11 protein-coding genes are annotated in these 13694 nt (G+C 40.0%); 1 reads left to right on the top strand and 10 read right to left on the bottom strand.

What is annotated here, in order from left to right:
• Window positions 1–11: 11 nt before the first annotated feature.
• The 4 genes from CXF89_RS03785 to CXF89_RS03770 form a co-directional block, all read right to left on the bottom strand.
• The gene (locus CXF89_RS03785) at window positions 12–1526 is read right to left on the bottom strand and encodes a SpoVR family protein (RefSeq protein ID WP_121953831.1); all 1515 of its coding nucleotides are present in this window, start codon (window positions 1524–1526) and stop codon (window positions 12–14) included.
• A 19-nt stretch (window positions 1527–1545) separates the two neighbouring features.
• Window positions 1546–2829, bottom strand: coding sequence for a YeaH/YhbH family protein (locus tag CXF89_RS03780; protein WP_121953830.1), 1284 nt, complete (start codon window positions 2827–2829; stop codon window positions 1546–1548).
• Between the two features lie 31 nt (window positions 2830–2860).
• Window positions 2861–4783 carry a PrkA family serine protein kinase gene (locus tag CXF89_RS03775; RefSeq protein ID WP_010553401.1) on the bottom strand — a complete coding sequence of 641 codons (1923 nt, stop codon included), beginning with the start codon at window positions 4781–4783 and terminating at the stop codon, window positions 2861–2863.
• Window positions 4784–4993: 210 nt separating this feature from the next.
• The gene (locus tag CXF89_RS03770) at window positions 4994–5575 is read right to left on the bottom strand and encodes a superoxide dismutase (protein WP_002960323.1); all 582 of its coding nucleotides are present in this window, start codon (window positions 5573–5575) and stop codon (window positions 4994–4996) included.
• 266 nt (window positions 5576–5841) lie between these two features.
• On the opposite strand from CXF89_RS03770, the gene CXF89_RS03765 reads away from it, so the two are divergent.
• Window positions 5842–6180 (top strand): Grx4 family monothiol glutaredoxin, encoded by a 339-nt coding sequence (locus CXF89_RS03765; protein WP_004335359.1) that lies wholly within the window; start codon window positions 5842–5844, stop codon window positions 6178–6180.
• Window positions 6181–6270: 90 nt separating this feature from the next.
• Here the strand turns inward: CXF89_RS03765 and CXF89_RS03760 are convergent, their stop codons facing one another.
• The 6 genes from CXF89_RS03760 to CXF89_RS03735 form a co-directional block, all read right to left on the bottom strand.
• Window positions 6271–7584, bottom strand: a complete 1314-nt coding sequence (locus CXF89_RS03760) for a sensor histidine kinase (protein WP_024592689.1) — start codon at window positions 7582–7584, stop codon at window positions 6271–6273.
• Window positions 7584–8915 (bottom strand): sigma-54-dependent transcriptional regulator, encoded by a 1332-nt coding sequence (locus CXF89_RS03755; protein ID WP_024590831.1) that lies wholly within the window; start codon window positions 8913–8915, stop codon window positions 7584–7586. Before CXF89_RS03755 ends, CXF89_RS03760 begins: the two co-directional genes overlap by 1 nt.
• Window positions 8916–8986: 71 nt before the next feature.
• Window positions 8987–10195, bottom strand: a complete 1209-nt coding sequence (locus CXF89_RS03750) for an ABC transporter permease (RefSeq protein ID WP_024607684.1) — start codon at window positions 10193–10195, stop codon at window positions 8987–8989.
• Window positions 10196–10206: 11 nt separating this feature from the next.
• The gene (locus CXF89_RS03745) at window positions 10207–11520 is read right to left on the bottom strand and encodes an ABC transporter permease (RefSeq protein ID WP_121953829.1); all 1314 of its coding nucleotides are present in this window, start codon (window positions 11518–11520) and stop codon (window positions 10207–10209) included.
• Between the two features lie 3 nt (window positions 11521–11523).
• A complete protein-coding gene (locus CXF89_RS03740; protein WP_024592687.1) occupies window positions 11524–12234 on the bottom strand; it encodes an ABC transporter ATP-binding protein in 711 nt (236 codons plus the stop codon).
• 42 nt (window positions 12235–12276) lie between these two features.
• The gene (locus CXF89_RS03735; RefSeq protein ID WP_121953828.1) at window positions 12277–13530 is read right to left on the bottom strand and encodes an efflux RND transporter periplasmic adaptor subunit; all 1254 of its coding nucleotides are present in this window, start codon (window positions 13528–13530) and stop codon (window positions 12277–12279) included.
• Between the last annotated feature and the right edge of the window lie 164 nt (window positions 13531–13694).

Below are 13694 nucleotides of genomic sequence, written 5' to 3'. Positions count from 1 at the left end.
ATTGCCCTTCATTATTCTGTTGTGTGTCTAGAATCATCTATTGGGCATTGACCAATCATTGAAACCTCACCAGAATTTGACTCTTGCTCTAGTTTTACTTTAAAGCCCCATAATCTGTAAAGATGCTTAAGCACTTCTTTGTGCGAGTTTGCTAAAGGAATGTTGTTATGGGGTACATAGCGTAGGGTTAGTGAACGGTCACCTCTAATATCAACGTCATATACTTGAATGTTGGGCTCATGATTACTCAAGTTGTACTGCGCTGAGAGCGCTTCTCTTACTGCTTTATAGCCATTGTCGTTATGTATTGCGCCAATTTCTAAATGGGGGTTATTAGTATGGTCAATAATAGTAAATAATTTAAAATCACGAATTAACTTAGGCGATAAAAACTGGCTAATAAAACTCTCATCTTTAAAGTTTTCCATTGCAAAATGCAGTGTATCTAGCCAATTACTGCCTGCATATTCAGGGAACCAGCGTTTATCTTCTTCAGTTGGGTGCTCACATATTCTGCGAATATCAACCATCATATTAAAGCCTAAAGCATATGGGTTGATACCTGAATAATACTTACTGTTATAAGGTGGCTGATAAACTACGTTGGTATGGCTTTGTAAAAACTCTAACATGAAAGAGTCGGTGAGTTTTCCCTCATCATATAAGTGATTAAGGATGGTGTAATGCCAAAAAGTTGCCCAACCTTCGTTCATTACTTGAGTTTGCTTTTGTGGGTAAAAGTATTGCGAAATTTTACGAACAATACGTATAACTTCACGTTGCCAAGAGTCGAGTAATGGGGCATTTTTTTCAATAAAATACAAAATATTTTCTTGAGGTTCAGAAGGAAAATGGCGTACTTTCTTTTTGGTTTCTTGCTGTTGCTCGGGAATAGTTCGCCATAATTCGTTTACTTGCGATTGAAGGTAGTCTTCACGCTCTTGTTGGCGTTTTTGCTCTTCAAATAGCGATATTTGTTGTGGACGTTTGTAGCGATCGACTCCGTAATTCATTAATGCATGACATGAGTCGAGTAGGGCTTCTACTTGTGTAATACCGTGTTTTTCTTCACAGCGGCTTATGTAGTTTTTAGCAAATACCAAGTAATCAATAATTGAACCTGCATCTGTCCAGGTTTTAAATAAGTAATTACCTTTAAAAAATGAGTTATGTCCGTAACATGCATGTGCCATTACAAGCGCTTGCATAGGTAGGGTGTTTTCTTCCATTAAGTACGCAATACAAGGGTCCGAATTTATCACTATTTCGTAAGCGAGACCCATTTGTCCGCGCTTGTAATTTTGCTCTGTTTGGATGAATTTCTTACCGTAAGACCAATGACTGTAGCCAATAGGCATACCAACGCTTGAATAAGCATCCATCATTTGCTCTGCGGTTATCACTTCAATTTGATTAGGGTATGTGTCTAACCTGTAGTGAGCTGCAACACGGGCAATTTCACTTTGGTACTCATCTAATAAATCAAAGGTCCAATCTGGGCCATCACTCATTCGTTTATCATTCATAATGCTACCTCGCTTTAGGCTATGCAGAGTTTTGCTGCTGACGACCTTTTTTAAATAGCTCCCTAAAAATTGGGTAGATATCTTCAACGCTTTGAATATGCTGTATGGCGAAATTATTATGGCTGTGTGTTATGGATTCATATTCGCGCCATAGGCTTTGATGGGCACGAGTGGTTATTTCAATATAAGCAAAATAGCGTACTGCGCTTAAGAGCTTATTACGTAAAATTTCACCACACTGCGGGGTGTCGTCCGCCCAGTTATCGCCATCAGAGGCTTGTGCGGCGTATACATTCCACTCGTTTGCGTGATAACGCTCTTTTATTATTTCGTTCATTAATTTAAGTGCGCTTGAAACAATAGTGCCGCCAGTTTCTTGGGAATAAAAAAACTCTTGCTCGTCTACTTCTTTTGCTTGTGTGTGGTGGCGAATATAAACAACGTCTATGTCTTTATAGCTGCGTGTTAAAAATTGATAGAGCAAAATATAAAACCGTTTTGCCATGTCTTTTGTTGGCTGATCCATTGAGCCTGACACATCCATAATACAAAACATCACCGCTTTGCTGGTGGGATGAGGGCGTTTTTCGTAATTACGAAAACGTAAATCGTAGTTATCAATAAATGGAACCGACTTAATTTGCACTTTTAATGCTGCAATTTCTTTTTGTAATAAAGCAATTGCTGCTTTATCGTTATGTGGACCAGCAAGCAGCAGAGCAAGTTGTTCTTCGAGCTCTTTTAAACGGCGTTTTTTACCTGCACTCATGGCAACACGCCGTGCAAGCGAGCCTTGTAATGAGCGGACAATGTCAATATTGCTTGGCATGCCGTTGCTACAAAATCCTGCGCGATGGGTTTTCATTTGCACTAACTTATCAAGCTGGTTCTCTTGTAAGTTAGGAAGTTCTAAATCTTCAAACAGTAAATCAAGGTATTCATCTTTTGATATCGAAAATACAAACTCATCTTGTCCTTCGCCCGAATCGCTGGCGTCACCTTCACCGGCACCGCCGCCTTGTCCGCCTTTAGGGCGCTCAATTTTATCACCTGTAGAGAACTGATCGTTACCAGGGTGAATTTGTTCTCTATTCCCGCCTTGCCCTTGATGAAATGTAGGTTCGCTGATATCGCGTTGTGGAATAGAAATACTCTCACCAGAGCTTGAGTCGGTAACACTGCGTTTGTTAATCGCATCTGAAACCGCTTCTTTAATTTGTTTTTTATAGCGCCTAATAAAGCGCTGGCGATTAAGCGTACTTTTATTTTTTCCGTTTAAACGCCTATCTATAAAATGCGCCATATTGACCTCCTATATACTACGACTATGAAGGTTATTGCGATTTTCTAACCCGTAAATACCACTCAGAAAGCAAGCGAACTTGTTTTTGTGTATAGCCTTTTTCGACCATACGGTTCACAAAGTCTTCGTGCTTTTGCTGATCCTCTGCAGACGTTTTAGTATTAAACGAAATTACGGGGAGTAAATCTTCGGTATTAGAGAACATTTTTTTCTCAATCACCGTGCGTAGTTTTTCGTAGCTTGTCCATAGTGGGTTTTTACCGTTGTTATGCGCACGGGCACGCAATACAAAGTTCACTATTTCATTACGAAAATCTTTAGGGTTAGAAATACCTGCTGGCTTTTCTATTTTTTCAAGTTCGGCATTAAGTGCCTCACGGTCAAATAGTTGTCCCGTATCAGGGTCGCGATATTCTTGGTCTTGTATCCAAAAGTCTGCATAAATAACATAACGGTCAAAAATGTTTTGTCCGTATTCTGAATACGATTCTAAATAAGCGGTTTGCAGTTCTTTACCTATAAACTCGACATATTGTGGAATTAAATAGCCTTTTAAAAAGCTTAAATAACGCTCTTCTATTTCACTTGAAAATTGCTCGCGCTCTATCTGTTGCTCAAGCACATAGAACAAATGCACCGGATTTGCAGCAACCTCAGTGGTATCAAAGTTAAACACTCGGGACAAAATTTTAAACGCAAAGCGGGTAGAGAGCCCCGTCATACCTTCATCAACACCTGCGTAATCACGATACTCTTGATACGATTTTGCTTTGGGGTCGGTGTCTTTTAGGGTCTCGCCATCGTATACCCGCATTTTAGAATAGATACTTGAATTTTCTGGCTCTTTTAAACGTGATAGCGTCGTAAATTGCGCCAATGTTTTAAGTGTACCTGGTGCGCATGGCGCGTTGTATAGCTCGCTGTGCTCAAGTAATTTGTCGTAAATTTTAATTTCTTCAGTTACACGTAAGCAATAAGGGACTTTTACAATATAAACACGGTCTAAAAATGCTTCGTTGTTTTTATTGTTTTTAAAGGTTTGCCACTCAGACTCATTCGAGTGAGCGAGGATCATGCCATTAAAGGGCAGGGCACTAATGCCTTCTGTGCCGTTGTAGTTACCCTCTTGTGTTGCGGTAAGTAAAGGATGCAGCACTTTAATAGGTGCTTTAAACATTTCTACAAATTCCATCAGCCCTTGGTTAGCTAAACATAAAGAGCCAGAGTAGGCGTATGCATCAGGATCGTTTTGGGCAAAGTGCTCAAGCTGGCGAATATCGACCTTACCCACTAGCGCCGAAATATCTTGGTTGTTTTCATCTCCTGGTTCGGTTTTGGCAATGCCTATTTGGTTTAAAATTGAGGGGTAGCGCTTAACCACTCTAAACTGGCTAATATCACCATTGAATTCTTTTAAGCGTTTGCCAGCCCAAGGGGACATAATGGTTTTTAAGTAGCGCGGTTTAATACCGTATTCTTGCTTAAGTACGTCGGCGTCCTCTATTGGGTCAAATAATGCAAGAGGATGGTCGTTTACCGGAGATCCTTTAATTGAATAAATAGGCACTTGTTGCATTAAATATTTTAGTTTTTCGGCAATGGATGATTTACCCCCACCAACAGGTCCAAGTAAATAAAGCACTTGTTTGCATTCTTCAAGCCCTTGGGCTGCGTGTTTTAAATAAGAGACTATTTGCTCAATGGCGTCTTCCATACCATAAAAATCAGCAAAGGCAGGGTAGCGCGCAACTACTCTATTAGAAAATAACCGGCTTAGTCGTGCATCCGTTGCGGTATCTACCATGTTTGGTTCGCCAATTGCCATGAGTAGGCGTTCTGGTGCGCTGGCGTAGGCAGACTTATCGGTTTTACAAATCTCAAGAAATTCAGCGATACTGTATTCTTCTTCCTGTGCCGCTTCGTATCGTGCTTGGTAATGCTCAAAAATCGTCATAATAACCTCCGAAACCCGCTGTAAAAAGGTGCTTACCTTTTAAAGTCTAGTCACGAATCTGTATTTTTGTGCAATAAAATTAAAAATTTAAGTGAAAAAAGATCATGTTACTAAAAGTGTTTTATTAAATGATGAGGCGCTTGGGTGTGATAAATAAGAAACAAAAAAAGACGCCTAAGCGTCTTTTTTACATTAGCGTTTAAAGGCTAATTAAGCGAAGTTAGCGTTCGCGAATTCCCAGTTAACAAGCGACCAAAAACCTTTAAGGTAATCTGGACGAACGTTACGGTAATCAATGTAGTAAGCGTGTTCCCATAAATCCACTGTAAGGATTGGAGTAACGCCATCATCAGTTAATGGTGTAGCAGCGTTAGATGTATTAACGATGTCTAGTGAACCATCAGCAAGCTTAACTAACCACGTCCAGCTTGAACCAAAGTTATTTACTGCTTTGTCATTTAATGCATCTTTAAACGCATCAAAAGAACCCCATTTAGCGTTGATTGCATCAGCAACTGCGCCAGTAGGCTCGCCGCCGCCGTTTGGAGATAAGCTGTTCCAGTAAAAAGTATGGTTCCAGATTTGTGCTGCGTTGTTAAATACGCCGCCTTCTGATGAACATACGATCTCTTCTAGAGATTTGTTTTCAAACTCAGTACCAGGGATTAAACCATTAAGCTTAACCACGTAAGTGTTGTGGTGTTTGCCATGGTGAAACTCTAGTGTTTCTTTTGAAATATGTGGCTCAAGTGCGTCGATTGCATATGGTAGTGACGGTAGTTCAAATGCCATTTTTTTATCTCCATCTTCTTTGGTTGATAGTCCATTTGGTAATACGTAATGCCTGTTGAAACAGAGCAGTTACCTATACCAAGCGGTAATATAGTGTTACTATAATTGTTGAGTATTTTACTCAAGTTTAAGCAAACAGCAATGCTATTGCGAAAGACTATTTCAATTGCGGCTTTATTTGCCCATTTTAAGTTATATATTTGTGGTCACGATGAGTTATTTTCAAGACCTAAATATATTTAGCTATCGTTACTTTGAGGTTGTAGATGGAAACCATTGATAAAATTAAACAGCAAATTTCAGAAAACCCAATAATCCTTTTTATGAAAGGGTCACCAAAATTACCAAATTGTGGTTTTTCTTCACAAGCATCGCAAGCGTTAATGTCATGTGGTGAACCATTTGCATACGTTGATATTTTACTTAATCCAGACATTCGTGCTGAGCTTCCAGCATACGCAAATTGGCCAACATTCCCGCAATTATGGGTAGATGGCGAGTTAGTTGGTGGTTGTGACATTATTATCGAAATGTTTCAACGCGGTGAATTACAGCCGTTAATTACAGAAACTGCTGCTAAATATAAAGAAGCTGACGCAGAGTAATTTTATTACTCAACCTGCTATCAGGTTATTAAGCTCTTTAAACACAAAGCCACTTTTTAAGTGGCTTTGTTGTTTTTAATTTTTGTGAATTTACGAATAAGGAAGGCTCACTTGTACGTTTAAGCCGCCCTCTATTTTGTTATGTAAACTTATATGCCCCTGGTGCGCTTCTGCTATTTCTCTGCATAAGGCTAGCCCTAAACCACTCCCCGTACTTTTTGTAGAATAAAAGGGCACTAAAGCATTTGCCATTACTTGCTCGCTCATTCCTTTGCCGCAGTCGCTCACATTTATAACACAAGCTTGGGGTACAAATTCGACCTGAATATGTATTTCATTGGAGTTGGAGCCTGACTCGTGTGAATTTTTTAATAGGTTTATGAGCAGCTGCTCGAGTTGGGCTTGATCAGCTTGTAATTCATTGTGTGAATTTTTTATTTCGTAGCTAAATTGCCAGTGATTTTTTAAATTATTGAGCGTGTTTTGCCAGTTAATCCGTGTTTTTTGTGGCTGAGGTAATTTAGCAAACTTGCCATAGCCTTGTACAAATTCAGTTAAATGACTAATTCGCTCATCAATAGTTGCAAATACACGGGCAAGGCGGGGCTCATCAACTTTATTTGCGAGCAATTGTGCGCTGTGTAACATGGACGACATAGGGCCGAGTGAATTATTCAATTCGTGGCTGATAATGCGTATTACCTTTTTCCACACGGCAACTTCTTGGCGACTAAGCTCACGGGTTAATTGTTTAAATATATATAAATGATGCTTTTGGTTATTGAGTAAAAACTCCCCGGTGGCTAAATGCCAAGTTTGCGAGTCTTGATTCTCTATTTCTATATTAAAGAGGCCATCAACACCGTGCTCTATAGCTGCTATTAATTGCAGGGGCGAATTTTCGAGCAATTTACTTAGCTGCATACCTTCAAGGCGGGTTGCGCTATTAAATAAACTACGGCTAATTAAATTACTAAATACCACCGTATTATTATCATTGACCAGTAATAACGCTTGCGGCGAGCTTTGCAATACTTTATCAAGCATTAACTCGCGCTGGTAAATCCATTGTTTTTCTTGGCGAAGCTGTTTAGCGGTTTGATTATAAAGTCGGCATAGTTTTCCAAGTTCATCATTACTTTTATACGCTAGTAAGCTGGAGAGCTCACCATCTTTAAAATTAAGCAACCCGGTTTCGAGCGATTGCATGCCAAGCTTTATTGGTTTGGTGAGAGCTCTTGAAAGCAAGGTGCTAAATGCAAGCGTTAGTAATATTAAAAACAGAGTGTAGTACATATCAAAACCACTAAGTGCGGCAATAATAAAAACAGGCAGCGCGCTACAAAGTGCGCAAATTAACACAACCTTTTGGCTTAGGGTAAAGTGGCTAATAATGTTTGGCATTAATAATCAATACCCATTTTTTGTAATCGACGATAAAGAGCTTGTCGGCTTAAACCAAATTCACGGGCCACTTTGGCTATAACACCTTGATGAGCGCGCATTGCGTGTTCTATTTCCTGTTTGGTCGGTTCTGCTTTTGCTTCTTGTTGAGCAGTAACCGATGACGAAAGTGCAAAGTCATCGACTGTAAGCGCACCTGTTGGTTTTAGCACCGCTACACGTTTACAAGCATTTTCTAGCTCTCGAACGTTACCTGGCCATTTATAATGTTGAAGTGCTTGCTCTGTGTTTATAGTCAGCTCTCGGTGAGGTAAAAAATGGCTAATAAGTGCTAAAACATCATCTTGCCTTTCGCTAAGGGCAGGCACATTGAGTTCAATTACATTAAGGCGATAATATAAGTCTTCCCTAAATCGACCTTGTTCAATTGCTTGTAGTAAGTTTTCGTTAGTAGCCGATATTACTCGCACATTTACTTTTTGTGTTTGTGTTGAGCCTAAACGTTCAAACTCGCCGGTTTGTACTACGCGTAGTAATTTTATTTGTCCTGAAAGTGGTAAATTACCAATTTCATCTAAAAATAACGTACCGCCATCAGCTGCTTCAAATCGACCAATACGTTGTTTAGTTATCCCCGTGTATGCGCCAGCTTCAGCGCCAAAAAGTTCGGCTTCTATAAGTTCTTGTGGTAGTGCGCCTGCGTTTACCTTAATAAAAGGTTGCGATACAAGTGGGGAGTTTTTTTGAATGATATGCGCAATGCACTCTTTACCACTTCCATTAGGGCCTGTAATTAATGCAGATATATCAGATTTAGCTACTTGTAGCGCCATAGTGACCAGTCGTTCCATAGCCGTGCTTTTAAATATTAGCCCGGCAAGGTCTGCGCTTTTAAATGTACCTTCACGCTCTTGTTGATGGCGATTATGTGTCGCCACTATTTTTTTAGCACTGCCTAGCTCTATTAAGTTACTGATACAAACTAGTAGTTTTGCATCATCCCAGGGTTTTGGTAAGTAATCGGCAGCACCTGCTTTTACAAGCTCAATAGCGGTAGCAAGTTCGGTCCAGGCTGTAATAAGTATAATAGGGAGGTGTGGGTTTATTTCTCGTAGTTCATAAAACAACGTTTTACCTTCTTCGCCAGAGGTTGTGTCGCTGGTAAAGTTCATGTCTTGAATTACAAGCTCAATTCGCTGATAGCGAACTATTTGCAGAGCATCAAACGGATTTGTTGCAGTGACTACCGAAAAGTCGTGGATCTCGAGCAATAACGAAAGTGCGTCGAGTACTGCTTGGTTATCATCAACAATGAGTATTTTATGAGTCATAGGTTATTTTTATAATTTTTTAATGGCTACACTGCCTTACTAAGCAGTGTAGCATAGTGATTTACATATTATTAAATAGTGCGAGTTGCGATACTGGGCGAAATATTAGCAGCGCGTTTAGCCGGCGCTAATACCGCAAGTAAGCTCATTAAAAATACGGCAATGGCGGTAACGGCTATATAACTTGGCGGTAGTGCAGCTACAGAAAAATACTGCATTAACATTTTCCCAAGCAGTATTGCTGTTACTACACCTAAGGCTAAACCTAGGCTACAAATTAATGCATTTTCTACTAAAAAGTAGCTAACAATAGCTGACTTTCTTGCGCCAAGTGCTCTGCGTGTACCAATTTGCTTAGTACGTTTGCTAATATTAAATAAGGTTAAGCCAAAAATACCGAGAGCGGTTATAAGCACTAAAATAGTGATTAATACTATGAGCATGCGCATCATGAGGCGATCTTGAGCGGTATACTCATTTTTTAATTCATCAAGTCCTTTAATGTTATTAATAACGCGTTTGCTGTAATTTTCGAGCATAGTATTTTCTATTTCTTTCATTACAGCTGCTCGCTGACCAGGCTCTGTACGAACGGCAACTTGTGCATAACTTGCTGCTTTAATATAAGGAATAAACGCAAGATTATCGGGTTTACTGTCTTTGAGCCACGGGCCTTTCATTTTCCCGATCACGCCAATAATTTTAAGTGGTAGGTCGCCAAAATAAACTATTTTCCCTAAACCATCTCCATCAGGGTAGAGCTCATCAAGTAAGGCTTTAGTGACTATAGTGACGTTGGTGCGCTTTTGTGTAATTTCGTTTGTAACGAGCACTTCATCTTCGGTAAAGTTTCGCCCTGCAATTAAGTTAACGCCGTAGGTATTAATTGCGTGGTCATCTATAAAAAAATAAGCGGTCCTGACACTTAGGCCTTCTTGTGGAGCAGGTTTTAAATTAAAGCTCGAAGCGCTGCCACTCCCTGATAGTGGAATACTACTGCTTAATGCGGCATCGACCACGCCTGGCATTTTTCTAAGCATGCTTTCATCAAGCTCAAACTGCTGACTTAAGTTAATATCAGTACCAAAGGTCATTACATTAAACTTAAATATATCTTGTTCAGGGTAGCCCGTTTCTTGGTTTAAATAGCTAATTCTGTCTTGAATGATAAATGCAGCATTACTGACTATTGCCGTTGTGATTGCAATTTGAATTAGCAGTAATACAGCGCCCACCTTTGAGCGGCATAAGGCGTTAAATATAGGTTTTATTTCTAACATTGTTAAATCCCTTATTGGCTCTTAAGATAAATAGCAGGGTTGGTTTTACACACTAGCCAAGCTGGGTACAAACCAGCCAAAATGCAGGTTGTAATTGCAATCAATGGGGCGCTCAATAGCATGGTCAAATCCATTGTCGCTAAGTTTTCATAGTAGTCGTAGCTTTGCCCTACGCCCATTAAGCCAAGTTGTGCTAGTACAATTCCTAGCATGCCACCTATAAAGCCAAGCATGGCGACCTCAACTAAGTGCTGTAAAAATATTTGCCTTTTACTAGCACCTAATGCGCGCCTTACACCTACTTCTGGCGCTCTGCGTAAAAACTTAGCTAAAAGTAAACCTAAAATATTGGCTAAGCAGACACCTAAGAACATAAAGCTCAGGCCCACTAAAATTTTATTGTCTTCGGTGACGACGTTGTTGTATTGCATCCATTGGTTTACATCGCGAAGTTTATACTCAAGTTCTTTACGATTAAATCGACCACGTTTTTGTTGTTCTTGCATGTAGGCTAATAAGTAATTTTGATAGGCTTGTTCTTGTTCAAGCGTATTTAGCTCTGCCCAAAACTGGATCCATACTTGCTCAGATTGCAGTTTATCTGCAAAGGTTGGTGTGTTTTCGTGTTTCCATCCATTGCTATTGCCCCAACTTACGAGCTCTTTTGCCTTTATTAAGCTAAAGGGCATAAATAACTCTTCTACTTGATTAAATGCACCGTTATTTAAATCATAATATTTAATATTGAGAGGCCAATGGTTAATAACACCAACTACTTGATAGCTTGCATCATCTAAGTAAATCAGCTTGCCGACAGAGTTTTTTCCTGCAAATAGTTTCTCGTTTATCTCTTGGGTAATAACAACCACAGGTGCGGCTGAGTTTTCTTGCTCTTTGCTCCAAGCTCCTCCGTATAAAAATGACAAATTAAACATGCTAAAAAAGTCAGGCGTTGTCATGCGAGCATTACCTATAAAAGGTTTTATTTTGTCGGAGTCCAGATAAACTGAAAAGCCGGTACGCATCATAGCCACTTTTTTCTCTGACGTGGGTGCGTTTAATAAGTTCTCAGCATCTTGATAGGTCAGTTGCAGTGGCATGTTATCTTCTGTCCACCACGTACTACCATCGTCCATTGTTTGTAATTGCACACTGTAAAGTTGGCTGCTTTTTTCTGGGATAGGATCGGCCGACATCATGTGATAAACACTAAGGCTGGTCATTGTTATGCCTATACCTATCGCAATGGCAAGTACCATTAAAAAGCTAACCAGTGGGGTGCGCTTGAAGCTGCGCCAACTTAAATCTAAATAATGAATAAACATTAGTTAAACCCCCGATGCTGTTTTTATAGTTTGCGCGCCCTGATAAAGCGTAAAGTCGGCAAGTTGTCCATCAACTACTTGAATATTACGCGGAGCACGGCGGGCTAATTCGCTATCATGCGTTACCATTACAATAGTGGCACCGTCGCGATTGATTTGTTCAAGTAACTCCATAACTTGGCGAGCCATTAGGCTGTCAAGGTTACCTGTTGGCTCATCGGCAAGTAAAAAACGAGGTTTACCAGCAAGCGCACGGGCTATTGCCACACGTTGTTGCTGGCCACCAGAGAGTTGTTGAGGTAAGTGTTTAGCGCGAGATGCTAAACCAACTTGTTCAAGGCATTGCTCAATTCGACGTTTTCGCTCATTTGCTTTAATCCCTCTGTAGCGAAGAGGAACTTCTATGTTTTCATATAAATTTAAATCGGGGATCAAATTAAAGCCTTGGAATATAAAGCCAATTTTTTGATTACGTAAATCAGCACGTTGGTTATCGTTTAGGCTGCCAACATTAACGCCATCCAACAGGTATTCACCTTCGTTAAAAGGCTCGAGCATACCTGCAATATTTAAAAAGGTTGTTTTTCCTGAGCCGCTAGGACCAGTAACAGCAATAAATTCGCCTTCGTTTACTTGCAGATTAAAATCTCGAAGCGCATGGGTTTGTACCATTTCTGTTTGGTATACTTTACTTACATTGTTCATTTGTAACATGGTTGTTCCTAATTATTTTCAGCGTTGGTTGAGAACGTCTGTTTAATTTAATAAAATCGTGTTGGCTTGCTTAAAGTCGCTGTAGCTTGAAATAATAATTTCATCGTTTTCTTTTAGTCCGCTTAAAAGCTCAACCGCATTAATGCTGGTGGCGCCTATTGTAATAGGTATACGCTTTGCAATATTGCCTTCTACCTTATAAGCTATAATTCCGCCTTGCTGCATAAATGCACCACGCTTTACTTGCATTACACCTTCTCGGTTGTCGAGTAAAATACGTGCAGTTAAGCGTTGGTTCTGACGAATGTTGTTAGTAACACCTTTAAACCGGACGCGTGCTGTTACTTCACGATTATTAACTTCTGGTGATATGGCGGATAAATTCCCCATCACTGTTTCATTGCCTAACTTAAGCTCTACTTCCATACCGAGCCCTAATTCGTTTGCGTAACTTTCAGGAACCTGGAGTTCGGCTTCAAAATTACTTAAGTCGACGAGAGTCATAAGAGGTTGGCTTTGCGTCACTGCGGCTTTTTGTTGCACTAATAGGTTACCCACGATCCCTGTAACGGTAGCTTTAATAGATAGGTTGCTTACTTTTCGGATTAAGTCATCAACAATAAGTTGTTGGCGGGTTACATCACTTTTAGCAGCTTGTAGTTCAAAAGCGAGCGTGTCTTTGGCAAGCAATACCTCTTGCTGCGCATGCTTATAGGAGAGCTTAGCTCGGGATAAATCATCAACTGCTTTTTCTAGATCAATTTGGCTAATTAAGTGCTTTTGTATTGATAACTGTGCGCGACGATTTTCGCGCTCAGCGGCGTTAAGCTCGACTTGTGCCATATCGAGTGTTTTATTTAAGGTGAGTGTTTGGCGTCTTGCTTGCAAATGTTGCCTTTGCTGTTCGCCTTCAAGTCTTTTAAGTACAGACTCCTGTTGCTTCAATTCATTAGTTAACTCAGGGCTTTGCAGCAGGGCAAGTGTGTCGCCTTGCTTTACTGTATCGCCGGCCTTTACTTTTAAATCTATAAATCCACGTTCTGGACTGTAGATTTTAGGAGCATTAGCAGCAACAATTTTACCACTGGCGGCAATGTCTCGAATGAGCGCTTTAACATGTACTTTTGCAATCTGTACTTTTGAGCGGCTAATAGAGCTTTTAGCGCTATGGCTCGTTAAAAAAATATAAGCAATTGCAGAGACCACAATGAAAACAATCGCAGTGATTATCGCGTATTTTTTATAGCTTATAGGTGCCTTTACTTGTACGTCTTGTGCGCTGGTATCTTTAATCATTTAATTTCCCCTAAATTGCTTTTATGTATCTTTCGCACAGCAGTAATAAAGCTGCTGTGCAAATAGCGGCAATAGGAGAGAGTAAAAATAAGCTTAGAGTAAACATAGTAATTCCAATTAGCGATTATATATAAAGCTATACGATTAATATGCCAATTATTATC

The organism is Pseudoalteromonas sp. MelDa3, from assembly GCF_002863625.1.
Taxonomy (GTDB): domain Bacteria; phylum Pseudomonadota; class Gammaproteobacteria; order Enterobacterales; family Alteromonadaceae; genus Pseudoalteromonas; species Pseudoalteromonas arctica.
Note: the sequence above shows the minus strand (reverse complement) of the source record. Positions and strands in the feature narration are given on the sequence as shown.